This window comes from Streptomyces sp. NPDC041784 (genome assembly GCF_055591025.1).
This window is the reverse complement of the sequence record NZ_JBVJAB010000033.1, coordinates 1-23,024: the sequence shown is the minus strand read 5'-3', so window position 1 is coordinate 23,024 and position 23,024 is coordinate 1. Positions and strand designations below refer to the sequence as shown.

The 23,024-nt window shown below is 67.8% G+C and carries 19 protein-coding genes and 6 pseudogenes; 13 read left to right on the top strand and 12 right to left on the bottom strand.

What is annotated here, in order from left to right; translation table 11 throughout:
- The first annotated feature begins 66 nt into the window (after positions 1 to 66).
- Together ACZ6D7_RS40055 and ACZ6D7_RS40050 are read left to right on the top strand one after the other, a co-directional pair.
- The gene (locus tag ACZ6D7_RS40055; protein WP_469501776.1) at positions 67 to 204 is read left to right on the top strand and encodes a hypothetical protein; all 138 of its coding nucleotides are present in this window, start codon (positions 67 to 69) and stop codon (positions 202 to 204) included.
- 88 nt (positions 205 to 292) lie between these two features.
- Positions 293 to 619, top strand: a pseudogene (locus ACZ6D7_RS40050) (cellulose binding domain-containing protein); the annotation flags it as partial.
- Between the two features lie 130 nt (positions 620 to 749).
- On the opposite strand, the gene ACZ6D7_RS40045 reads toward ACZ6D7_RS40050, so the two are convergent.
- The 3 genes from ACZ6D7_RS40045 to ACZ6D7_RS40035 all read right to left on the bottom strand — a co-directional run bounded on the left by ACZ6D7_RS40045 (position 750) and on the right by ACZ6D7_RS40035 (position 4,351).
- Positions 750 to 2,501 (bottom strand): cellulase family glycosylhydrolase, encoded by a 1,752-nt coding sequence (locus ACZ6D7_RS40045; protein WP_469501774.1) that lies wholly within the window; start codon positions 2,499 to 2,501, stop codon positions 750 to 752.
- A gap of 1,253 nt (positions 2,502 to 3,754) precedes the next feature.
- Positions 3,755 to 4,054 (bottom strand): hypothetical protein, encoded by a 300-nt coding sequence (locus ACZ6D7_RS40040; RefSeq protein ID WP_469501772.1) that lies wholly within the window; start codon positions 4,052 to 4,054, stop codon positions 3,755 to 3,757.
- 75 nt (positions 4,055 to 4,129) lie between these two features.
- Positions 4,130 to 4,351 carry a hypothetical protein gene (locus ACZ6D7_RS40035; protein ID WP_469501769.1) on the bottom strand — a complete coding sequence of 74 codons (222 nt, stop codon included), beginning with the start codon at positions 4,349 to 4,351 and terminating at the stop codon, positions 4,130 to 4,132.
- Positions 4,352 to 4,428: 77 nt separating this feature from the next.
- Between ACZ6D7_RS40035 and ACZ6D7_RS40030 the strand changes: the two genes are divergently transcribed.
- The gene (locus ACZ6D7_RS40030; protein WP_469501767.1) at positions 4,429 to 4,851 is read left to right on the top strand and encodes a hypothetical protein; all 423 of its coding nucleotides are present in this window, start codon (positions 4,429 to 4,431) and stop codon (positions 4,849 to 4,851) included.
- Positions 4,852 to 5,171: 320 nt separating this feature from the next.
- Positions 5,172 to 5,698: pseudogene (locus tag ACZ6D7_RS40025) on the top strand (alpha/beta hydrolase family protein).
- A 580-nt stretch (positions 5,699 to 6,278) separates the two neighbouring features.
- On the opposite strand, the gene ACZ6D7_RS40020 reads toward ACZ6D7_RS40025, so the two are convergent.
- The 3 genes and pseudogenes from ACZ6D7_RS40020 to ACZ6D7_RS40010 form a co-directional block, all read right to left on the bottom strand.
- Positions 6,279 to 7,250 (bottom strand): GNAT family N-acetyltransferase, encoded by a 972-nt coding sequence (locus ACZ6D7_RS40020; protein ID WP_469501764.1) that lies wholly within the window; start codon positions 7,248 to 7,250, stop codon positions 6,279 to 6,281.
- Between the two features lie 190 nt (positions 7,251 to 7,440).
- A pseudogene (locus ACZ6D7_RS40015) lies at positions 7,441 to 7,644 on the bottom strand (integrase core domain-containing protein); the annotation flags it as partial.
- A 280-nt stretch (positions 7,645 to 7,924) separates the two neighbouring features.
- Positions 7,925 to 8,461: a YrhB domain-containing protein gene (locus tag ACZ6D7_RS40010; protein WP_469501761.1), complete on the bottom strand. Its 537-nt coding sequence runs from the start codon at positions 8,459 to 8,461 to the stop codon at positions 7,925 to 7,927.
- A gap of 425 nt (positions 8,462 to 8,886) precedes the next feature.
- On the opposite strand from ACZ6D7_RS40010, the gene ACZ6D7_RS40005 reads away from it, so the two are divergent.
- Positions 8,887 to 9,075: a DUF1275 family protein gene (locus ACZ6D7_RS40005; protein WP_469501758.1), complete on the top strand. Its 189-nt coding sequence runs from the start codon at positions 8,887 to 8,889 to the stop codon at positions 9,073 to 9,075.
- Between the two features lie 132 nt (positions 9,076 to 9,207).
- Here the strand turns inward: ACZ6D7_RS40005 and ACZ6D7_RS40000 are convergent, their stop codons facing one another.
- Positions 9,208 to 9,384: a hypothetical protein gene (locus tag ACZ6D7_RS40000; protein ID WP_469501755.1), complete on the bottom strand. Its 177-nt coding sequence runs from the start codon at positions 9,382 to 9,384 to the stop codon at positions 9,208 to 9,210.
- Positions 9,385 to 10,050: 666 nt separating this feature from the next.
- Here ACZ6D7_RS40000 and ACZ6D7_RS39995 point away from each other — a divergent pair.
- Positions 10,051 to 10,929: pseudogene (locus tag ACZ6D7_RS39995) on the top strand (transposase); the annotation flags it as partial.
- A 195-nt stretch (positions 10,930 to 11,124) separates the two neighbouring features.
- Here the strand turns inward: ACZ6D7_RS39995 and ACZ6D7_RS39990 are convergent.
- Positions 11,125 to 11,715 carry a dihydrofolate reductase family protein gene (locus tag ACZ6D7_RS39990; RefSeq protein ID WP_469501752.1) on the bottom strand — a complete coding sequence of 197 codons (591 nt, stop codon included), beginning with the start codon at positions 11,713 to 11,715 and terminating at the stop codon, positions 11,125 to 11,127.
- A gap of 66 nt (positions 11,716 to 11,781) precedes the next feature.
- Complete coding sequence (locus ACZ6D7_RS39985) at positions 11,782 to 12,588, bottom strand: helix-turn-helix domain-containing protein (RefSeq protein ID WP_469501749.1); 807 nt, start codon at positions 12,586 to 12,588, stop codon at positions 11,782 to 11,784.
- A gap of 1 nt (position 12,589) precedes the next feature.
- Between ACZ6D7_RS39985 and ACZ6D7_RS39980 the strand changes: the two are divergent.
- The 5 genes and pseudogenes from ACZ6D7_RS39980 to ACZ6D7_RS39960 all read left to right on the top strand — a co-directional run.
- Positions 12,590 to 13,403 (top strand): annotated as a pseudogene (locus ACZ6D7_RS39980) (transposase); the annotation flags it as partial.
- Positions 13,404 to 13,561: 158 nt separating this feature from the next.
- Complete coding sequence (locus ACZ6D7_RS39975) at positions 13,562 to 13,861, top strand: hypothetical protein (protein WP_469501746.1); 300 nt, start codon at positions 13,562 to 13,564, stop codon at positions 13,859 to 13,861.
- An 84-nt stretch (positions 13,862 to 13,945) separates the two neighbouring features.
- Positions 13,946 to 14,221, top strand: a complete 276-nt coding sequence (locus ACZ6D7_RS39970; protein WP_469501742.1) for a hypothetical protein — start codon at positions 13,946 to 13,948, stop codon at positions 14,219 to 14,221.
- A gap of 368 nt (positions 14,222 to 14,589) precedes the next feature.
- Entirely contained in the window at positions 14,590 to 15,930 is a 1,341-nt protein-coding gene (locus ACZ6D7_RS39965; protein WP_469501740.1) for a radical SAM protein, read from the top strand.
- Positions 15,927 to 16,943 (top strand): aminotransferase class I/II-fold pyridoxal phosphate-dependent enzyme, encoded by a 1,017-nt coding sequence (locus ACZ6D7_RS39960; protein ID WP_469501737.1) that lies wholly within the window; start codon positions 15,927 to 15,929, stop codon positions 16,941 to 16,943. Before ACZ6D7_RS39965 ends, ACZ6D7_RS39960 begins: the two co-directional genes overlap by 4 nt.
- Before the next feature lie 1,182 nt (positions 16,944 to 18,125).
- Here the strand turns inward: ACZ6D7_RS39960 and ACZ6D7_RS39955 are convergent.
- The 3 genes from ACZ6D7_RS39955 to ACZ6D7_RS39945 all read right to left on the bottom strand — a co-directional run bounded on the left by ACZ6D7_RS39955 (position 18,126) and on the right by ACZ6D7_RS39945 (position 21,557).
- Complete coding sequence (locus ACZ6D7_RS39955; RefSeq protein WP_469501734.1) at positions 18,126 to 19,634, bottom strand: DUF4246 domain-containing protein; 1,509 nt, start codon at positions 19,632 to 19,634, stop codon at positions 18,126 to 18,128.
- Between the two features lie 436 nt (positions 19,635 to 20,070).
- Positions 20,071 to 21,009, bottom strand: a complete 939-nt coding sequence (locus ACZ6D7_RS39950) for a class I SAM-dependent methyltransferase (protein ID WP_469501731.1) — start codon at positions 21,007 to 21,009, stop codon at positions 20,071 to 20,073.
- Positions 21,010 to 21,014: 5 nt separating this feature from the next.
- Positions 21,015 to 21,557 (bottom strand): hypothetical protein, encoded by a 543-nt coding sequence (locus ACZ6D7_RS39945; protein WP_469501876.1) that lies wholly within the window; start codon positions 21,555 to 21,557, stop codon positions 21,015 to 21,017.
- Between ACZ6D7_RS39945 and ACZ6D7_RS39940 the strand changes: the two are divergent.
- Both ACZ6D7_RS39940 and ACZ6D7_RS39935 read left to right on the top strand, forming a co-directional pair.
- Positions 21,493 to 22,113 (top strand): annotated as a pseudogene (locus tag ACZ6D7_RS39940) (ISAzo13 family transposase); the annotation flags it as partial. The gene ACZ6D7_RS39945 and the pseudogene ACZ6D7_RS39940 overlap by 65 nt on opposite strands.
- 58 nt (positions 22,114 to 22,171) lie before the next feature.
- Entirely contained in the window at positions 22,172 to 22,591 is a 420-nt protein-coding gene (locus ACZ6D7_RS39935; RefSeq protein ID WP_469501864.1) for a hypothetical protein, read from the top strand.
- Positions 22,592 to 23,024: the final 433 nt, after the last annotated feature.

Below are 23,024 nucleotides of genomic sequence, written 5' to 3'. Positions count from 1 at the left end.
TTCACGATGACGAGGACATGATCCCTCTTATGGTCCGCCGTGGTCGCGGTGGTGGTCGTCCTGAGTATGGGAGGCACGGCACTGGGCGGCGGCCTGGGCGAGAACACCTCGCGCACGGTCTCCGCCACGGCGGCCGCCTCCGCCGGCACCGCCGCCCCGACCGCAGGGTGCGGCAAGGCTTCCGCAGGACGGGGCCGCAGGTGACAGCGGATCCAGGACCTGGGTGCCGCAGGAGGTCTGGAAGTTCTTCACGCAGTTCCAGACCTCCAACCCGCCGCCGGGGACGGCGACCTGCCGGGTCACCAGCACCGTCAGTGCCTGGAACACGGGCCTGACGTCGAACGTCACCATCGCCAACACCGGCACCACCGCGATCGACGGCTGGTCCCTCGCCTTCCCCCTGCCCGACGGCCAGACCGTCACCTCCGGCTGGAACGCGGACTACTCGCCCGCCTCCGGCCGGGTGACGGCCAGGAACGTCGCCCACAACGCCACCATCGTTCCAGGCGCGTCGGTCGGCATCGGCTTCCAGGCGACCCACACCGGCAACACCGCCCCGCCGAGCTCCTGCACCCTCAACGGCACGGCCTGCGCCATGACAGTGACGGCGCCGAAGTGACCGACGGTTCGCCCCGCCCGACCTGGCGCTCTCCGCCTGCGGCTGAGCACCAGGTCGGGCGGCGGGTCAGTGATCACGGCAGTGGGGCCACCCGGTGCCCGGTCGGCGCCTCATACGGCCGGAGCCGTGGTCAGGAGGTCGTGCCGGTCACCGTGCTTCCCGACTTGGTCACGTGGTACGTCACGGTGGCGCCGCTCCAGAAATGGAAAGTGAGCTTGACGCGCGTGTTGTCCTTGAGCGCGTCGAGGAAGCCGGGGGTCAGGCGGATGGTCTTCTTGGCGTAGTCCGGTGCGAAGGCGGTGTTGAACTGCTGGTACGGGGTCCAACTGGTCGGGCCTGCGTTGCCGCCGTCGGCGTACGTGGCCTGCGTCGTCGCCAGCACGTCACCCCGGAACTGTGTGGGGATGCGGAACGACGCGGTCGTACCGGTCGTGTCCGACTGCACCGGGGTGTCGTAGGTGATCACTTGGATGCGCCAGGGGACTCCTCGGGAGAACCCGGCCTGGAGCGTCGCGTTGACCCCGGGGGAGCGGTCGCTGACGAGCCGGGTGAGTGTGGCCGCCTCGATGGTGAGACGGTTGCCGGAGAGGGTGTAGTCCCGGCCGCTGACCAGCTTGGTGGTGCCCTGCTTGAGCGCCATGAAGGTGGCGCCGTTCAGGTTCAGGGTGAGCGTACGGTCCTTGACGGGGCCGGACCTCGGCACGAAGACGCTGTCGGTGGAGGCCGTCGCCGAGCGTGTCGTCCAACTCGACTTGATCTGGCGGAACAGTCCCGCGTCCTTCCACCGGAGCTTGCCGCGGTCGTAGAAGGAGCCGTTGTCCCACAGCACGGTGGTGACCTTGTTGGTGCGGGCGGAGTGGCCGAGCGCCTCGAAGTACTTCAGCATCTCACCGCGTTCCACGACGCCGGGACCGTGGTCGTAACCGAGCAGGCCGTACTCGCCGAGGACGACGGGGATGCCCTGGGCGACGAAGGTGTCGCGCATCCGCTTGAACGTCTTGTCCAGATCTCCCCGGGCCTGCGTGTCGAACCGGGTGGAGCCGGCGAGGTTCACGCTGAACGGGAAGTAGCCGTAGTAGTGCACGGTGGCGATCAGCCGGGGGTCGTGCAGCGACTTGATCGTGGCGGCCAGGTTGTTCATCAGCCGCTGGTCGGGGGTGCAGACCTCGGTGGGCAGCATGAGCAGGCGGTTCTTGTTCTTGCCGCCCGACGCGCGCACGATCTTGTGGAAGGAGGTGTTCAGCTCGTTGAGCATCTCGGCCTTGCGGGCGTTGTCGGCGTCGTCGAACTGGGGCTCGTTGATGCTCTCGAAGAGCAGCTGGGCGGGCTCATTCCGGAACGAGGTGGCGATCTGGGTCCAGGTCGCGTTGAAGCGGGCCAACACCTTGTCGTGGTCGGTGGACATCTTGCTGGTCCACTGCCAGGAGTCGTGATGGACGTCGAGGATCACGTAGAAGCCATTGGCGATCGCCCAGTCGACGACCTCCTTGACCCGGTTCATGTACGCCGAATCGACGGTGTAGTTGGGCGCCGCTCCCTGGTGGTCGCTCCAGGTCACGGGGATGCGGATGCTCTTGAAGCCCTGGGCGCGGACCGAGTCCAGCAGGGTCTCGGTGGTGCGGGGCTGGCCCCAGTTGGTCTCGTTGGGGATGGCGTCCAGGCTGTTGCCCAGATTCCAGCCCGGCTGCATGGCGGCCACGGCTGCCATCGCGTTGTCGGGCACCGGGGCCGGCGCCGCTGCCGCGCTGGGCTCGGCGTCGGCGCCGAACGTCCCGAAGACCGCGCCGTAGGCGAGAACGCCTGCGGCGATCAGCGCCAGCGGCGCACCCACTGCCAGCCGGATCCTGCGTCGGCGGTGCTGTGGGGCTTGCTGCTTACTCATTGCTCATCCGTTCTGGAAGGTCGAGCCGGCGTCGCCTTCCAGTGGTCACTGCCGGGCAGCAGGTTGCCGCGTTTCACAGAGATGGCACAGAAAAAAGAAAGAAGCCGCCGCCCTCTGCGACGACGTTCGTCCACGCCGGTCGGCCCCCTCCCCCTACTGCGGCGGAGCCAGCCCGTGCTGTCACCGGCCGCCGAAACCGGACCAGCCGCATCGACGTCCACCGGCCTTGACTCGCCCGGCTCAAAGCAGTCCTCACCGTCTGCCCCGAGCAGAACATCGCCCACCAACTGGTCCGCGACTGCGGCGAGATGCTCACCACCCGCAGCGGCGGACTTCGGCAAATGTGGATCACCGGTGCCCGCACCTCAGAACACGAGATCCACTCTCTGAAGCGGCGGGCAGCCAAGGCCACGCGGCCGGTCCCGATCCCTCCCGTGCTCGTTCGCATGGTGCGCGTACCCATTCGGCTCGATGCCTCGGCCTACGGCATTACCTGGGGGCGAGCCCCTGAGACGGCTTGCCGAAACAAGGAACCATGCCAGCCGGCTGATCGAGGAGTTCATGCAGCGGTGGGAGACATCGGTAGTGACGGCGCGTTGGAGAACGCCTGGGACGGACGGTAGGCACCGCCGCGCAGTAGACGTCGATGTCGGCGGCCATGCCGGGGGGCCAGGGCCCGCCATCATGCTCTTGGCACCGTCCAGACTGCACGGCGCGCTCAGCGAGCAGGTGCTGCCGGACCCGGAGGGTGGGGCGTACAACACGGTCGGCGTGGCGGCGTACGCCGGGCAGGCCGAGGAGAGCGCGGTCCCTGCGATCGCGCCGACTGTTCCCAGCACCCCGGAGGGGCCGGTGGCTCTGAAACGGAACAACGGCATCGGCGCCCGTCGGGAATGGCCCGAACGCCCGGCGGACGCGGACCTCGTCGTCGTGAGGACGGGGTCTGCGCCCGCCGGACCCCGTCCAGGGGACGAACGGACGGGACGGAGGCCACGAACACACGTGGGCCCGCAGCGCCGGATGGCGAGGCGGGCCCACGTCTGTTGGTGCGCAGCTCAGCTGCGAGATTGGGCGGGGATTCAGATCGTGTGGCCGGTGTTGTTGAACGGGCGCTCGGTCTCGGCGACGAACTGGGCGCGCTGCGGGCTGGAGCAATCCACGAACGGGTCCTTCCCGGTGGCGTCGTACACCGTGCCGATGTAGCGGGCGCTCTTGGGGGTGCCGCCGGGAATGGATTGGACGACGTCGGCAGCCTAGCCGTCGGTGACCAGCCGGGAGTTCACGGCTTGGATGCAGTCCGTGCACAGCCATGCGCCGGCCAGGAACGTGACCCTGACTGCTCCGCAGGTCAGGCAGTTGCGCTCGGTGCACCGGATGCCTGCCGCACAGCGGGCGCGGGTGGCGGCTCGCTCGGTGGCCTGCCGGGACAGCTCTGCGGATACCGTTGGAGCCGTCAGTGGGTAGACCGACCACACCATCTCCAGCCGCTTCAGCTCTTCGACCTGCGGTGCCTCCAAGGTCCCGGCGGCGTAGTGGCGGCGTTGATCCGCCACCCACACCCCAGCGGATGCGGCCCCAGCGAGGGGGACCAGTCTTTCGGGGTGACGTACGTGAACGGCACCCGCGGCTCACTGCTGCCTGTCTCGCGCAGCCAGCGTGTGGGTCAGCGCGGCCGGGTCACGCCCCTGGCTGAGCCGGAGCACCCTCGCCGCCCGCGTTGACACCCGCTTCGCTTCACCGTCAACGCTCTCCAAGCCGTTCTTGCCACCGTTCAGCAGACCGTCTTCGGGCTCCTGTTCGCCGGTCGTGCGGCTGTTGCGCAGGTGAGGGCCGGTGGAGGCTTCGATCATGTCGGGACCGCAGGTGAGGGTGGGATGATCCTGTCCTCTCCGGTACGCCTGGCGACGCCACGTGGACCGGATCGCCGGTGACCGACGAGGAAGACGAAGGATCGATGATGCTGAGCGTGGGCCAACGGGTGCGGCTGGCGGCGGATCTGCGGTTGGCCGGGTCGGTGACCCCAGCCGGGGAGCCCCCGGAGGAGACGGGTGCCTTCGCCGCCTCTCTGGCCCTGGCAGCAGGCATCGAGGGCACCGTCGAGCGTGTGGACGAGCATCACCGGCAGCAGAGCCAGGAGGTCCGTGAGTACCTGCGCCTCAAGTCGCTGCTCGACGACTTCGGTCACCAGATGCCGCCGGCGAGCAGAAAACAGCTGGAGGAGCAGGTGGGGGCCTTGGAAGAGCAGTGGGTCGCCCACCAGCGACGTATGCTCCGCGTCACGGTCCGCATCCGGCTCGACAACGGATTCGTCCTCGACGACGCCCCCGAAGAGGCTTTCACCTCCGTCTGACCAGGCGCCGGGGCGCTCGCTCCCCGCGTGCCAGCCTGTCAGCCGAGCAGGACGAACGGGCTGAGGATGTGGTGCGGGTCGAGGAGACCTGCAGCAGCGGTGGAAAGCCAGCAGCGCCGAGGAGATCCCCGGCGCGGACTGGACGGATCTCCCGCTGCGTTTCTTGCGCCGGAGTGGGCCGTCGCCGTCGTATGAGCGCGTTGACCTGACCTCCGGGCTTCTGATGCTGGTCTGCGGCGATGTCATCCGTCCCGACCTGGCCCTCAACCAGGATCGAGAACGTGTTCAAAGAAGTGATGTCCCGAAAGGCTTGAAACGCCATGCGCTTCATCTCCAAGACGTCGTTGGGCGACGTGACCGAACAGCTCTTCGCCCTCGACGAGATCCCCGGCGTGCTGTGGACGCCGGAAGACGCCCACGGCACCCGCCCCCTGATCCTGATGGGACACGGCGGCGGGCCCACAAGAAGGCCCCCGACATCCTTGCCCGCGCGCATCGCTTCGCCGCCGAGGGCGGGTTCGCGGTCGCCGCGATCGACGTGCCCAACCACGGCGAGCGGCCGACGGACGAGGAATTCGACCGTCGCCGCAGAACTTCGAGTCCGCGCCGGGGTGCTGGGCCTGCAAGGGTCGCCCGCGCTGGCTGGGACCGCCGCGCAGATGACCGTGCCGGTGCAATTTCTGGTCCAGTGGGACGATGAGCGGATGCCCCGTGCACAGAGCCTGGCGTTGTTCGATGCCATCGGTTCAGCCGAGAAGACACGCACGCCAACCCCAGCAAGCACGGAGATCTGCCGCAGTTCGAGATGGACGACTCGCTGCGGTTCTTCGCCCGACACCTGGGCTGATACGTCTGTAATTCACGCCGCCGACGAGCGCCTACGCTGGATCGTCACCAGGGCGAACGTTGCCTGACCAAGCACTACTAGCCCTGGCGTCACTCGCGGCGCACGCGCCGCGAGGCGCTTCATGTCTTCTCTCGTCTTCCAACAACCACAGTCTTCTAAAGAGACACCCCACTTCCCCGGGTCCCGGAAAGCCCGGGTGTCGGGGCCGACCTGCGGAAAACGCTTCGACTAAGGGGTTTCCACGTACCTGAGCACCCGGATCATCACTGCCCTGGCCCGCGCGCACGGCGTCAGCCGGGGCGCCATCCGCACGGCCGTCGCCGACCTCATGCCCGAGCACACCGCCACCGGCCACGAGGACGCCCGGCCTCCGAGTTGCCGGTCACCCTCGTCATGCCGGGCAAGTTCGTCGACTTCCTGCGGCCACGATCCACTCGCTTTGTCCGCGGGAACGCGGGAACGGACAGCACTTCGACAGTGGTCCAGGAGGTGTCTTGCCGTCGGAACTGGCTCGGAATATTCACGGGTTCTCGGGTTCTGACAGCACCGGGTCTTCCTGGCGGGCCGAGCGCGGTGGTGGTCAACGCCAGTCGTCGATCACATACGCGTCGGGGTGGCTGTACCCGGCTTCGTTGGGCCTGTGCATGGTCACGCCCTGCAACCAGGTGCGGAAACCGCGATCGATCATGCGCCGGTAGGCATCTGGGCGACTCAGGTTCATGCCAGCGTCCAGTTGCCCCAGCCCGCGCTCGGTGGCCAGCCGCTCGCATGCGTCGAGCAGTCGCTCGAACCGGTCGGCGGCCTCGGGACCAGGACGTACGGCGCCGAATTTGACGAAGCACACGTCCTCGCCGGCCTCCGACCCGGCTCCGCAGTGGCAGACGGCCAGGCCGTCGAGCTCGGAGCCGGCGCCCTGGAGCAGGATGGTGTCACCGAGTCCCTGCGCGTGCGTGGCCACGATCTCGCGGTCCAGGCTCAGGCCCTCGTACACGGCTCCGGTCAGTGCGCGACAGAGGCTTAGGGCGTTGGGCTGCTCGGCGGCGGGCAGTTCGCCATAGAGCACCCGGCCGGGGACTGCGGCACCGTCTGTGACCTGCTTCTTCATGATGGCTGTGAGGAATCGGGGCCAGAAACCGTATCGGCGGTAGAGCTCAAGATGCTTGGGACTGTGCGCGAAGGTGAAGAGGCCGAGGTGGCGATTCCCCCAGGCGTCGAAGCAGTCGATGACCGGCTCCATCAGACGCCTGCCGATGCCCTGGTCCCACAGATCCGGACGTACGGTCAGCGGTCCGAAAAACCCGACACTGCCCCAGTTGGCGGCGAAGTTCGATCCAACTACTTCGCCTTCGACCGTCGCCGCGAACGCCGCCTGTGGATCGGCCGCCCAGCGGGTGCGGACGTAGTCGACGGTCCCGAACGGATCAGGTGCCCCCAGGAAGGTCCCGAAGGCGACCCTGCAGATCTCATCGGCCCGATCCAGGCCCGCCTCATCCAGCGGGCGGACTGATACCGGGGCCGCGCCACTCTTGCGCTCCGCTGCTGGTGGGACCATCACTCTCTCCTTTCTACCCACGTTCCATCGCACCACGGAGATGCGCCGCAGGCGAGGTGAACGGTCCGGCGACAGGTCCGGCGACACCTCCGAGGATCGAGGACCAAGCCGGTCTACCTTGCCCTTTCCGCGGGAACCGCAGCAGTGCGTTGAGCTTGTTCCGCTTTGACGGATACCAGCGGTGTGGTGGTCAGGCGGCGAGTGCGGTCTCGTATTCGGCGGGACTTCGATAGCCGAGGCTGCTGTGCAGACGGTGCAAGTTGTACCAGCCCTCGATGAAATCGAAGATCGCGGTGCGGGCGGCGGCCCGGCTGGGCCAGGAGATGGCGCCGAGCAGTTCCCTCTTGATGGTGGCGAAGAACGACTCGGCGAGTGCCTTGTCCCAGCACTGTCCGGTGCGGCCGACCGACAGACGTACCCCCAACTGGTCTGCCAGTAAAAGTGGCCTTGCGCTGCTGGGCGCTGGGTTCGTCGTAGACGACACCCTCGATGCTGTTGGCGTCGGCAGCGAAGCGAGTGTCCGCCTCATCCTGTAGGTATGCGCGGATCATGGTCGCGCCTCAGAGGACGCGCTGTTGGTCGACGCGCAACGGCAGGTCAGTTATGACGCGGTTTGCATCCGTCCCGACGTGGCCCAGCAACACGGTCAGGGCCACGCCCCCTCAGCCAGACCCCTACTGGACTGGACCAGCCAGCGTTTCGATGGGCAGTGGCGGCCACTTCGGCTCCTTCCGGGTAAGGCTTGCCAGCTCTTCCGGTGGTTCGGCGCCGTCCCGAACGGTCGCGACGTAGGCCTTTGCTTCCTGCAAGCTCAGCCGCGGGGCCTGCTTGCGCAAGTGGCTCATCGCGGCCACGACGCCGACGGAGTGGACGAGCGCGCGAACAGCGGAGGCCAGTGGATCAGGCCGCCTGATGCCCCTGGTCTGCAGGAGGTACTGCTCCTCCCAGCCCTCCTCCTCCCACCAGACGGCGGGCACGTAGTGGATGCTCCCGTCGTGCCGGTCCACCAGGTAGTGGCCGCCGACAGAGCTGCCGCGCACGTCAGGGGCGCGGGCCTGCTCCGCCGAGCGCCAGAAGACGAGCCAGCCGACCGCGCGTTCCTGCACGTGGTAGATGTCCGGCGTGGGGGCAGGCCCGCTCCATGGCCACGTCGGCAGCTCTCTGGCCAGGAAGGACTCGATGAGCTCGACGGCGCGTTCCTTGGAGATCACGATCTCATCATTCACCACAGGTCAACCGGGTTTCGGCCTGCCGGCGTCGTCCCACCGAGTCTCAAACGGAACAGATGCTCCCAGGCGCTGACCGGCCCCGGCCGCTGGTCGGCCGACCAGGTCCTCGGGCTGACTCCTTGGCCGCCGTGGGTCTCCGTCGCGGCCGTCGTGATCGGCCCGGCCAACGGGCTGCTCCCGAGTGGTACTGCGCCGCCCGCCCGCTTCCGGACGGAGAACTCCGCATGGACAAGCTACTGACTGACGCGGCCCGCACGCTGGCCCCGCCCAGGGGAGACCGGCACACCACGGGCGGCTGCTGACCCTCGTCCCGGGACTGCAGGCCGTGCTCGTTGCCGCAGCCGCCATCACGGCAGCGGCCTCGCACGACAAGGTGACCACCGCGGTCCAGTACACCCTGATCGTGCTTGGCCTCGCCATGGGGACTGCAGAACGCTGTCGCCCGCCGACTCGGTGTCCCCAACCTGACCACGACCGTGCTGACCCTCTCCCTGACCGGACTGGCCGCGGACTCCACCCCGGCCGGCGGGGCGGCACCCCGGCCAGGCAGGCGGATCCTGTCCGTCCTGGCCATGTTCCTCGGCGCCCTCGCGTGATCGAGCGCACCGCTGCCGAACGGGAGCTGCTCCGCTCCGGCGGACACTGCGCCGCGAACTCCTTCCGGGCGGACGCCCGGGGCCGAGCGGCAAAGAGCCGGACCCGGTATCGCCCGGTCCGGCTCACTGTGGTCATGCGGTCCTGATGTCGTCCACCCGCTCGCCCTCCGCCTGGGACGGCTCGGTCCTGGGGACGTCCGGGTGCTGCTCCATGGCCGCAAGCTCGTCCGGCTCGTCGCGCTCGCCCTCGGCTTGGGAGGGAGTGTGAGAGTACAGCGAGGTGTCGTAATCCGAGGCTCCGGTTTTCATGGAGGGCCTCCCTTTTCGGGTTCCTCATCACCCATACTCCTCCTCCGAAGCAGGCGGGGCGAGAGCAGCCGACACCGCACCTCGTGTCCCAGGCCACCGAAGCCGCCGGATGCCGACCTGCACGGTTGGCACGACGCGACCTACCACCCCTACCCGCACAGAGGGGAGCCGTCGGTGTTAGTGCCGCAGAGCCGGTGGGTGAGCGTGGCGTGACGTCTGTGCGCCCTGTTCAGGACGGTGGCGGCGACTGCGGACCCCACCATGGGGGCGAGCAGGTAGACCACGGGAAACCGACTCGTCCGCGAGACGCAGTCAGGGCCCGAGCCCGCCATGGCGTGTACCCGCACGGACGGCGCCTCGGTCTTCGCGGCCCTGCTGGCCGACAGCGGTCACAAGGGCGAACCGCTGGAGACCACCGGCAGGAAGCGGTCACTCACGGCCAGATCGCCGTACGTGATCACCTCGGGCGACCCCTTCGCCCCCGCCCGGCTCAGCGCTGCGCTCCTGAGTCCGAGCAGGAGAAGGACTGACGCCCAGGCGAATTCGACTCTTCACAGTTGAGGGTGTAGTCGCTGGTCGGATGGTGGCTGGCGCGTCGGTCCCGGGTGGGTGTCGAGGTCTTCCGAGGATGGAGGTTCCTACGCCGCCCATCTGGAAGACCTCGATGTGCCTGACGCTTCCTTCGGCTGCCCTGACCTGACCACGTTCTGCCGCCTGGATGAGCTCGGCCTAGTCGTGGTCGGCCGGCGTCTGGAGCCCGATCGCGCGGTCCTGGCGTGCCGGGTCCTGGAGGCCGATGACGGCACCGAGGGCTGGTGCCGACGCTGCGGGTGTGCAGGAAGACCCCGGGACACCGTCACGCGGGAAATGGCGCACGAGCCGCTGGGCCGGCGACCGACCACCCTGCTGGTGACGATCCGCCGGTACCGGTGGTGCACCGGGTGTGGGCATGTGTGGAGCCAGGACACCAGCCGCGCGGCCGAGCCGCGGGCCAGGCTGTCGCGTCGTGGACTGGCCTGGGCGCTGGAGGCGATCGTGTGTCAGCACTTGAGCATCGCTCGCGTCGCCCAAGGGCTTGGCGTCGCGTGGAACACCGCCAACGACGCGGTCCTGGCCGAGGGCCGACGGGTGCTGGACCTGCTCACCGACAAGCAGGCCGCCCGACTCACGGCCCTGTTCGCCATCGATGAGCACGTCGAGGTCGAGGCCATCTGGGGCATCTACCAGCGGATGATCGCCGCCTACCGGCACCCCGGCCCAGCCGCGGGCCGCGAGCTGATGGTCAAGCTGATCGAGTCGCCCAGCGCCGGCGTCCCCAGGCCGCTGGTCGAGATCGCCAAGCTCGGCCGCACCCTGAGCAAGCGAGCCGCTGACGTACTGGCCTACTTCGACCGGCCCGGCACCAGTAACGGTCCGACCGAAGCGATCAACGGCCGCCTGGAGCACCTGCGCGGCTCCGCCCTCGGCTTCCGCAACCTCACCAACTACATCGCCCGATCCCTACCCGAGACAGGCGGATTCAGACCCCGACTACACCCTGCATTGGTGAAGCGCCGCTCTTCCTGGGGGCGGCCAGAGATACGACGGAAACCGGCAACCAGTGATCTTGAGTTGAACTTGCCGCAGGTGAGGTGCTGGGCGGATCGGCGTCGGCTGCCCGACCAGGGACAGCGATGCGCAAACGCAGCCGGAGGCCCGATCTTGTGTCACCGTTCGCAGTGGACCTCTTCGCATACCCGCTCAGATCGGCCAACGGCGCACCCGATAACGCAGGTGAAGCACCCGGTTGCCCTGAATCACCACGTCAGGATCCTCCAACAGGTGCTGCGCGTGGACCGACCCGAAGTAACGCCTGCCGGACCCGAACACGACGGGTACGACGTCCATGCGCACCTCGTCGACCAGACCCGCGGCAAGCACCTGGCCACCGACGTCGCCAGCGGCGACCTCGACCAAGCGGTCACCCGCAAGCTCCTGCGCCTTGGCCACGGCTGCCTCGACGCCGTCGACGAAGTGAAACGGCGCCTCGGGGTCCCAGCCCTCGGGCTTCGGCCGGTGTGTCACGACGACCACGTGGTCGATCCCGCTCGGAGGCTTCCCGTCCCAGCCGTCCGTCATGTCGAAGACGTGGCGGCCGGCGATTGTCACCCCGACCTGGTCCCAGTACGCCCGGGTGTAGTCGTAGGACGGCTGCGACACCTTGAGCGCTCCGCTCTCGTCCAACGGGACGTCACCGCTGGACAACCAGTCGAACAGCGGTCCGGGCTGATCATTCTCGTCCGCGATGAAGCCGTCCACCGACACTGAGCTGTACATGACCACCTTGCCCACGGGGCTCTCCTTTGCTTTGGGGTGCCCCCAAATTAGCGTGTCGTGAGCTGTCGCTCTTGTAGGAAGTCAATCGGTCGGCAGCGGCCAGCCGTCCAGCGCGTGGCCGGGATGTTCGCGCAGGAACCGCCGCCGGACTTCGACGTACCGGGTCGGCGTGAGCCCGGTGAACGCCCGGAACTCGTGGCCGAAGTGGGCCTGGTCGAAGTAGCCTGCGCCACCGGCGGGGTCGCCCCAGTCGATCGGTCCGGCAGGGTTGATCGCGAACATGGTGGCAGCGAAGCGGTAGGTGCGGGCCAGCCGCTTCGGCGTGACGCCGATGAGCTCCTTGAACCGCTGTGCCAGATGAGTGCTGCTGACACCGGGTGCCACGCTCAGGTCGCCGATCGCCACCGCCCCACTGGTCGCCGCGACGACACTGCTCGTATGGCGGACCAGTCCCAGGCCGGCGGTCTCGCACAGCCGTCGCATGAGCTCCTCCTCGAGCAGCGTCAGCATCTCGTGCGATCCGTCCGACGTGGCCAGCCGGTCTCGCAGCTCAGCAATGGCGGGCCGGCCCCAAACCTGCTCTACCGTCACCGGCCGGTCATACAGCACGGCCGCGGGCATCGGCAGGAACGGCGCCAGCCCCCACGGCTTGAAGTGCACGCCGACGGACCGGGTCCGGAGTGGGTAGCCGAACTCCAACGCGCGGGCGGGCATGGTGACCACGCAGCCGTCGGCGTACTCGGCCGTCTCGATGTCGGTGCCGGCGCGGATACGGAACGGCGCCCCGAGGTTGATGATGAGCAGCGCCGACGGCATCGGCGGCAGCGTCAGCCGGGCGTACGGCGGCGCACCCTCCAGGTAGTAAAGGTCGTCGATCAGCCCGTCCATCGAGGTGAACCAGCCGGACAAGGCCACCCGGCGCAGGCGGGGCAAGACCGACACCGTCGATGCCGAAGCAGCAGCTCACGCTGTGCTGTCCGGCAGGGCCACCGCAACGGCGAAGCTCGGGGACGGCCCGGCCGAAGCACTCCGACTCTTCAGGATGGCCAAGGTCTCGGCAGTCAAAGCCCGCACCCAGGCCATCAACCAACTCCGAGCCGTCCTCGTGACGGCAAGCCCAGACTTACGAGAGCTTCTGGATGGACTGACCCTTCCCAGACTCGTCCGAGCCTGCATCGCACTACCGAAGGCTGCGGAAGGCACGGCCACAGCAGCGGCTGTCTTCACGCTGAGGCTCCTGGCCCGCCACGTCGAGGAGCTCGACGACTAGATCGTGGCCCTGCAACAGCAGATCACCGATGTGATCAGCCAGCACACACCCCAACTGCTCGAGTGCTAGGGAGTGGGTCCGGACACCGCGGCAACCCTCCTCATCGCCACTGGCGACAACCCGGAACGGCTCTGCAGCGAGGCTTCGTTCGCCTCGCTCTGCGGCGTGAGCCCGGTCGAAGCCTTTTCGGGCAAGACACGGCGCAGAAGGCTGAACCGAGGCGGTGACCGGCAGGCCAACTCGGCCCTCTACACCATCGTCCTGGCCAGACTGCGCTGGGAATCCCGCAGCCGCAGCTACGTCGAGCGACGCATTGCCGAAGGCAAGACCCGCCGCTAAGCCATCCGCTGCCAAACGCTACGTCGCCCGAGAGCTCTGCACGATCATCATCCGAGCCCACGCCATGCCCCAGGACCAGGAATTGGCCGCTTGACATCCATAGGGGCATCAAGAGGGCCTACGTCTTCCATGGCGCAGTCACCGTCGCCGCGATCCGGCTCTGGCTCTCTCTGCCTGTGAGGTGTGGCCTGCACTGGTCACGCCCAGAACTCCTTAGCCGCCAGGAACGTCGTCCCCTACAGTGCGGAAGGCATGACGGCACTTTCATCATTTACCTTCGTGCGCCACATCGACGGGCTCAGCTACCACTTCCATCGTGACGGCGAGCGCAATGGCCGCCCCGCCTACCGCCGAGCGGACGGGAAGGTGTGGTGTGTCTGGTCGCCGACCGACGGTTGGCACTGCGAGATCGCTGACGGCCTCGTCACAGCCCATCCCTTCAACACCGGCGCCGACACCGACGGACCCGAACCCCCGGTCACCGTCTGGCGCAGCTTCAAAGACGACCGCTCCTACCTCTACGACCTCCGGCCCCTCGCCCCCGGAGCGTGATCCGCTGGACAGTGCCTAAAAGGCCTTGTTTCCTTTGGTGGGCTCCCAGACAGGTCGTGACCTGGTCTCTGGCACGCTACCGCCGTGGAAGATCTCATTGGTACGCAGCATCCCCGGCGCAGGCTCGCGAACGCGCCCGATGCGGTTGCCCCGCTGGAAGCCGGCGAACCCAGGACCCTCCCCAGCTACGAGAAGCGCGGCACCCCCGACGAGTGCGCCGGCATCAGCGATACGGACGTCCGCACCTACTCCTACGGGTCATCGGCGAGCACCGCCTTCGACGACTGCGAGGAGTCGCTCGACGACCTGGAGGACGCCGTCGACGACTACGGTTCCAGCATCGCCACCACCGCACCCTGACCGAGGTGGCACCCATGACCGGCAATCCCCGCAACGGGCGCCCCCTCCGCAGGCTCTGCACCTGGCTCCGCTCTCAACGCCTGCCCTGCTGACTCTGTGGCCACAACAACGGCTACAACCTCGACGCCCGCCATCCGCTGTCCTTCACCTCGGCCACGAGATCCCCTCGGCCGTGGAGGCAACCTGCTTGCCCCGGCCAACGCCTGGCTCACGCACCGTGTGCAACAGCAGCAAGGGCAACCGCACCGCGCGGCCCCGGCCGAGTCGGCCCTCCAGGCGGTGGTGATCCTCAGAGCCGCCGCATCACCACGCGCTCCACCGGCAGTTCGGCCCATGTCGTCTGGGGCCCGTTCATGCATGATGACGGGATGAACCACAGCGACCAGCGCTTCCACGTCATCGTGCTGTCGAACTTCGCGAAGGGCTTCGACAAGTACGCGTTTGCTTACGGTAAGGCGGGGATTCCGGAGAGTACCTATCCCGACCGGTTCCACCTGCTGACCCGTACGGAGTTGGGAATCGGCATCGGCAAGGCGCGACGCTTGCTGGACCGTCTGGCCATACCGGGAGACCGGCTGCTGGTGCTGGAAACCATGGTGGACCCCGACAAACTGGTGCCCAACGTGTCGACCGGCCTCGGCATGGAACTGCACGAGGGCCGCATCCGGTTGTCAGCAGTCCACGAGCTCGACCAAGTAGGCGACGAGTTCACTCTGCGCCCGACAACCGTCGAGGATGCGATGGCGGCCTCCCTGCAGCTGCACGGATCGGCGCAGCGACGCTACGCCGACACACGACCACGCTCGGTTTCGCTTCTGCCGGTGGCCTCCGCCTGCCAAGCCCGGTGTGCGTTCTGCTTCTCGTCGGCTTCGATCTCCAGCGATCAAGCGCCGGCGCGTGTCCCGTGGGACGCGGTCGCCCACTGGCTGGAGCGCGCCCGCGCGGCGGGTGCCGAGCGTGCGGTGATCACCGGCGGCGGGGAGCCCACGCTCATACCGTTCGAACAGCAGTTGCGACTGGTGTCCGCCTGCTCGGCGGCCTTCCCGAAGGTCGTCCTGATCACCAACGCGCACACTCTGGCGAAGGGCCAGCACGCTGACCGGGCCGGCCGCCTCGCGGACCTGAGCGCCGCGGGCCTGAGCGTGCTGGCGGTCTCCCGGCACCATCAGGACGACGCCGTCAGCGAGCGGCTGATGATGCTGCGCACGCCGGTGAGCTCTGTGATCGACACCTGGCGCGTGGAACGTGACCGCTGGCCGGGGCTGCGGATGAGGCTGATCTGCGTGCTCCAGCACGGCGGCGTCGCCGACGCGGCCGGGGTCGCCGACTACCTTTCGTGGGCCGCGGCTCTCGGTGTCGAGGAAGTCTGCTTCAAGGAGCTCTACGTATCCACCAGTACTGAGTCGCTCTACTTCGACCGTGCCGCCAACGTCTGGAGCCGAGAGCACCAGGTTTCGCTGTCCATCGTCACCCGCTTCGCCGAGCAGCACGGCTTCGAACTGGCGAGCCGCCTGCCCTGGGGCGCGCCGGTCTACCACGGCAGCTGGGACGGACGGCCGATGCGGATCGCCGCCTACACCGAGCCCAGCCTGCTCTGGGAACGCACCAGCGGGATCGCACGCAGCTGGAACGTCATGGCCGACGGACGCTGCTACGCCTCCCTGGAAGACCGGGCCAGCGAGATCGTGCCGGAAGGCGCAGCGGCATGAGGTTCGACGAGTTCCAGGGATTCCGGCAGCGGCAACTCAGTGCTGGCTCGTCGCTTCTGGACGCCGCCGAGACCAACGTGTACCGGGCGCTCGCTCCGAGGCGACCGGAACCGCCGACCGACATGAGTACGGTGCACCGGTGCGATCTCGCCCGTGCCTGGCTGCGGCGCTTCGAGCTGCCGGAAGAGTGGTCCGGCCACGCCATGGTCAGTCGAGGGGTGCGACACGGGCTCGGTGTGGTGTTCCACTGGCTGCACGCCGTGCGAGCGCGGTTGTGGCTGCCCAGCGACGTGTATCCGGTCTACTTCGAGCTGGCCCGCGCTGCGGGCCTGGAGCCCGCGTCCTACCCGACGCTACCCGCGCCGGCGCTGCCGAGGTCGCCGGCGGACCACCGGCCCGAATACCTGCTGCTCGCCAACCCCAGCAAGCCGCTCGGCAGATACCTGTCCGATGCCGAGTGCGCCGCGGTGATTTCGTGGTTGCGGGAATCACCACGCCGCCGCCTGCTGATCGACAGCGTCTACGACCTGGGAGTTCCGTTCGCTGCCGGCACACGGCGCTTGCTGGACACCGGTTGTGCGGTCCTGCTGCATTCGGTCACCAAGGGATGGCTGTGGCCCCGCACGTTCGGCGTGGTCCTGCTGGGTCCGGCGCAAGCCGAATTGGCCGAAGCGTTCCGGTCGGATCCGCCGACGTCGGCACAGCTGAGGCTCGCGGACCGTCTGCTGACCGAGCACAGCGACGTGCCTCGGCAGGTCGTCGACGAACTGGGCGCGCGGGCTGAGCGGCTGTTCGAACGGTTGCCGGACGAAGTGTTCGGGGCGATTCCCACGGCGAGCCGGACTTGTCCCGGCAACTACTTCTTCCCGGTGGAAATCCCAGCGGAGACGCTGCAGCGCGAGTGCGGCGTGCTCGCCATGCCGGTCAGCGTGTTCGGGGAGAGCAGCTGGTCCGGCTCCATCCTGACCAGCCTTGCTGACGCTTTCGGCCCGACGCCGACGGTGGCACGATGAAACCACTGAAGGGCCTGGCCGTATACGACGATGCGGACTTCGACGAGCAGGAGTTCACCGCGCGCACCCACGACACAGGCGCCTCGCCCTGGTGTTCTCGGCAAACAACGCGATGCAGCACCTGCACGACGTGGATTCCGCGGCCGCGTCCTCACCTTGGCGCGAAACGTGCTGCGACCAGGCGGGATCCTGATCCCAGACGTGTTCGACCCCCGACATGGCCAAGCCCGTGCCGGCTCCCCGAGTCGCCCTACCACTACAGGTTGGTCGTGGACCGGGACGGGGCAACGCTCGACGTGCGAGCGACGTACGCGGGCCACGTCGTCTTTCGGCAGGAACCGGCCGTGCCCACGCGCCTCGATGGTGTCGCCGTCGATGAGCTGGCGTCGATCGCGGTCCTGTGGTCGGCGGGTTGTCAGACGGCTTGGGGATCGGTGCCGTGGCGTCGTGGCCCTGGTCAGGGGCGGGCTGCTTCGGTGAGCGGGTGGGCGGCTGTACCGTGGAGGTCTGGGGGGGGCGCCACCGTTCCCGTGGTGGGCTTCTGGTCGTCTCCCAGGAGAATTCCGAGACCGCCCGCGCCCAGCAGAAGTCCGACCAGGATCAAGACTGCGATGACCCCGGGGTGCTTGAGGCGTCGGTACGTCGTGGCCGCCGCTGGGGGAGTTGCCTGGATTGACTCGGCCAGCCGTTGTCGGTGAACCCCACACAGGGCCCGCGCTCGGAGAGTTGCGGCATGGCCGGGACTCCCAGAGCCACCAGGCGCCGCCCGTCCGCCGGGCTGCACCACAGGGTGAACATTCACTCGGGGTGGACTGCGACCTCGAGACAGAGTCAGAACAGCTGATCAACGGCCTTCTCCACGGAACCGGCCCCGCACTGCGCGAGGCCCACTGGGCAGCCGCGCAGTACCCGCTTGGTAGCGCGCCAGGTCTGACCTGATTCCAGTCCTTCGACGACCGGCGATCTTCTGTGGGCTGGGCATCCGACCTCGGCGCTGCCGTAGCCCATCGCCGACCCGTTACCGCACCGCGCTGTCTCGCGCTCCGCTCGCCCGGCGCTCTCCCCGCTCCGGACACCAGCGACTCCATCGCCCTACGCCACCGGCGGCACCGGACGGTGCGGCTCCCGATGCCCGGCTCGGTGGCGGTGCGGATCAGGGAGCGCAGCCGGCCGCGGAGCTCCTCAGTGCTCGCAAAGGGAGAACTCTCGTTCGTAGAGCTGCTCGTTGTGTTCGTCGACGAAGAACTTGCGTTCCTGCATGAGTTGTTCGCGGTAGCTCTTGGCCTGTTCAAGCGTCATGGTCGAGGCAGGGGACCATGGCTGTTGCGGTGGCACATCGGATGTCGAGACGATCCTTTCCGACGGGTCGACCAGGAAGAACGCAAGAATTTTGCGATGTCCCGGGCGGGTGGGGTCCGTGAGGCGGAATGAGCCGACGCGGTGTTGCAGGATGTTCGGGAACGCCAGGCAGCGGCCCGCTGGGGTCGATGCCGATCCCAGCATCTGGTTCAGTGCGTCTTCGTCCTCCAGACCGTAGACCTCACGCAGACCGTTGTCGTCGTTCTGCTCGTAGGTCGGGTCGTCGAGTGCCGCCCTGAAGCTCAGCTGGCTTTCGGTGATGTTCTCGCTGTCCCAGTAGTAGATGCCGGTCGAGACGATCCGCTCGTTCATCATTCCCTCGACATGCCAGGAACCGCCAAGGTACTCGGGCTTGTCCGGGGTGAGATGAATCGTGGCGAGCTTGACGATGACCTGCAGACGGCGGCCGCGCAGGTCGACTCGGGCGGAGTCATCGGGCTGCTCGGGCAGGGTGAAGGCCGGGGCATCCGGGACGACCGGGCGGCGGTTTTCCCACCAGCCGTCCTGGGCCTCTTCCCAAGCACGGACGGCTTCTTGGTAGGCCCCATCATCACTGTAGGTTGTTTTGTCCGGGTACTCCGGCTCCGAGTCGTACCACCCGTAAGGATCGGCCTCGATCCTCAGGGGTCGCGGATGGCGCAGATCGGTGAGCACGTTCTCCAGCAGTGGGCGCAGGCGCGCGAACAAGTCTGGTAGGACGGCGGCTAGTTCGCGGTGAGTATCGGGGTGGACGTTGTTGACGTACGAACGGAAAGCGACATCGCCGTCGTCACTGACGTCGACGTCAGTGGGCAGCCACTGGAACTTCTCCGAAAATTCGTACCGCGAGTAGCGGTCCGTCGGGTTCTGCCACGCCCGCTCGGGCGCATCGCTCACCTCGCGCACCAGGCAGAACAGTGAGGGATGAACCAGATCCAGTACCTGACCATCGGATCCGGGATGCCAGTCCTGTTCCGCTTCGGGCACCTGTTCCAGAACCCGAACCGCCTCGCGCAGCCGGGATCTGAGCTCGCTGTCGACCAGTGTGTCCGACTGCCACACCCCGTCGACGGCGGACACCTCGACACCGGTTCGTCCGTCTCGCAGTGCGGCGTAGTGCGCGAGTTCGGCAAGCACGTAACGAACCTGCGCTTCGGTGAGGCCCTGGGCGATCGCTTCCTGTGTCCACCTGGCGACAATGTCGGCGTCGTTCCTCTTGTCGAACCACCCCGGCTTCGCCCGAATGTGGGCGCTGCACTGCATCATCTGAAGTTCCCGCAGCGTTCGGGGTGTCGCGAACGATATGGAACGGGAAGCGTGAAAAGGCAGCGGGAAAGCAGACAGGCCAGTCAATTCTCTTGGTCCTCCCAGTCGGTGTGCGGCAGCGGAAGGATACGACAGCGCACTGACACCGCAGCCGTGGCTCCTGCGATCGCTGGTCCGGCAGCCAGCGCTCCTGTGTAGTCGCGTGATGCCCGGTTCGTGCTCATCCGAGGCCGAGAAGCCCGAGGTCTCGCACATCAACGCGACCGAGGCACCGGAGGCGGCCTACCAGCCGATAGCCCAACCGCCACACTTCTTCCGCGCCCCACTGCGCCCGGCGGATCGCTCGCACGTCGGGAAGGGAGATCCTTGATGGGGTGGTCCAGCAGTCGGCGCCGCGCCGAACTGCCCGCCGACTGGGCCATCGCACGCCGCCCGCGCGTACTGGCCAGCGACGCGCACCGGTGCGTGGACACCGACACCGACGTCCACCACATCGGCGCACGCATCGAGCAGAAATCGGGCATCAACAGACTTCGAACCACAGCGAAGCAGGGAAGTGCCCCTCCCCGGCCAAGAGACCGTCACGATGGGGCGCTGGCCGGTAGTCCGGGAAGACCGCCCGCATCTCGTCGGGCCTTTCATAGTGCAGGTGGGACATGCACGCGAGGATCCGGGCACGGCTGTTGTTCGCCAGGAAAGCCCGCACGAGCGAGGTTTCCGCCCAGTGCAACACGTTGTCCAACAGGTCACATTGATAGTCGTACGGCAGGTAAATGTCATGAACGTGGACGATGACGCCCGGTGCGAGACGCGGGAAGACCTCCAGAACGAGGAAGTTCACGTCCGAACCAGGTTTCACCACGTGGGACGAGTCCACGAACAGCACATCACCCGCGGTCAGGGAGGTGAACGTCGCCAGGTCGACGGCCTGGACCGGTACGCGGTGCAGATGAACGCGGGCGTCCCGGGACAGCCAGTCGCGCGGGTACGGCTCGATGCAGGTCACCGTCCCCGGACGACCGTCCTTGGCGTTCCGGGTGAGTGCCTGGAGCGCGATATGCGTGGAGACTCCGCTGCCCACTTCGAAGTATCGGCGGGGGCACAGCGAGCGTAGGATACCGTGCAGGGCCTGCGCCTCGATATAGCCATATCCCGGGCCGAGAGCACCCGACTCCTCGAACACCCTATTTCCGCGGTACTCATCGACGAATGGCTTGCATGTCTTCTCGAGCCAGGCCATCTGTTCATCGAGATCGATGTGCAGGCCGGGCAGACTGGAAGGGGTACGCCACAGCTCACGGGTTTCCGCCAGACCGCGCAGGTCCGGAGCGGAGGAATAGTAATGGCGTGGCGCTACAAGGATTCCCAGTCGGGAGAAGGCCATGTTCGCAACGACTGCCTGGCGTTTGGCGGCGCGCTTGAGTTGCTGCCGAACGCTCACTGAAATCTGACTTTTCGCCATGGGCATCAAACTAAGCGATGCGGCATTCGACAGCCTCGGAAACGCCGATGTCCGTTCAGGTGATTTATGAACGAGGAGCCCGCCCGGTCGGCGGCCACCGGGAGCGCGTAGTGGCGCACCGGTCCGTCGGCGTACAGCGCTGCCACCGTCACCGACCACACGCCGTGGCCGCGCTGCGCGCTGCGCACCGCGGTCACGGACTGCGGCGACGACTGCACGCCCGCTGCCGGGCCGGGCAGCTCGGCGACCGGCGCCATCGACTGCGCAAGCGGCGCCTGCGCAGTCGTCGCGTCATCGGCGCTGCTGCGCTGCCACGCGCTGACGAACAACTGCGCATAGCCGGCCGGGTCGGCGGCTGTGGCAGTGTGCACGGTGGAGGGCTCCGCCGCAGGAGCCGCCGCGACCGTGGCCGGGGTGGAGGCGACGGCGAGGGCCAGGGGCGACGGGGCCGGCTGCGATGACCGCCCAGAGCCGCGCTGGACGGTGAAGTCGACCAGGAACTTCGCGGCCGAGCTCACCCGCCGGGGGCACCGGGTGAGCGCGGACACGGTAGGCGACCTGCTGCGTGAGGATGGCTTCCGCCTGCAGGCCGGCGCCAAGACCATCGAGGGCAGGCAGCACCCTGACCGTGACGCCCAGTTCCGCTACATCAACGAGCAGGCCAGACAGCACATCGACAACGGCCAGCCGGTGATCAGCGTGGACACGAAGAAGAAGGAACTCGTCGGCGATTACAAGAACGCGGGCCGCCAGTGGCGGCCGGCCGGTGAGCCGGTACTGGTCAAGACGCATGATTTCCTGGACCGGCAGGGACCGGGCAAGGCGATCCCGTACGGGATCCATGACATCGCCGCGAACACCGGTTGGGTCAGTGTGGCTACCGATCACGACACCGCCGCGTTCGCCGTCGCCTCCATCCGCCGCTGGTGGCAGGCCCGCGGCCGACACGACTATCCGGCTGCCACCCGTCTGCTGATCACTGCGGACGCAGGCGGGTCCAGCGGCTACCGCACCCGCGCCTGGAAGAAGGAACTCGCTGCCCTGGCCGCCGAGACGGGCTTGGACATCACGGTCTGCCACATGCCGCCGGGCACCTCGAATTGGAACGAGATCGAGCACCGGCTCTTCTCCCACATCTCCATGAACTGGAGCGGGCCGCCCGCTGACCAGCCACGACGTCATCGCCAACAGCATCGCGGCGACCACCACACGCACCGGACTGACCGTCCACGCCGAACTCGACCCAGGGCACCTACGGCACCGGCATCAAAGTCACCGACCGCGGCATCGACGCCCTGCCCATGCACCGCCACCGCTTCCACGGGACTGGAACTACACCCTCCACCCACACCCCCGCGACACCGCCAGCGCGGCCCAGCACCCACATTCAGCCGATGGCCCGCCGCCGCGACCCTGCACAAGGGGTCTGCGCGATCCGGAGCTGACCGGCATGCCCGAACCGGCATTGGACGGCCTCATCAACCAACTGGCCCTTCATCTGGACGAGTTACGTGAGCAAGGACGGCTCCAACAGCGAGGAGGCGAGTCGCATCCGCGCTCGCGGGGCAGGGGCCAAGGATAGGCTGACCACCGCCGACAGAATCCTGGCCACTGTGCCCTACCTGCGCAGACTCGGCACCCGCGACCTGCTTGCCCAGCGATTCGGCGTTCAACGGCGGCACCCCACCAGGGCCGTCCACCAAGTCCAGCCCTCCTGACCGAGCTGCAGGTCTTTGGAGCCGGGGACGGGATCGGGAGGGCATTGGTGACGATGGGCCAGTAGCAGACGCGTCATTGCCGTCGAGGCAGACGCCGCCCTCGGGGCACCCGCACACTCGTGCTGCCCGCTCAGGACATGGAAAGCCCAGGTTGCCGCAGGTGCAGCGGCGGGACCGGCACCGACCTCTGCCGCGTGGGTGGGGGGGGGGGGAGTCCGGTGAACCCAAAACTGGGCACCATGGGACGGGGGGGGTTTGTGGGACCACACGAGAGGTGTTCTTTGTACCCTTCCCCCT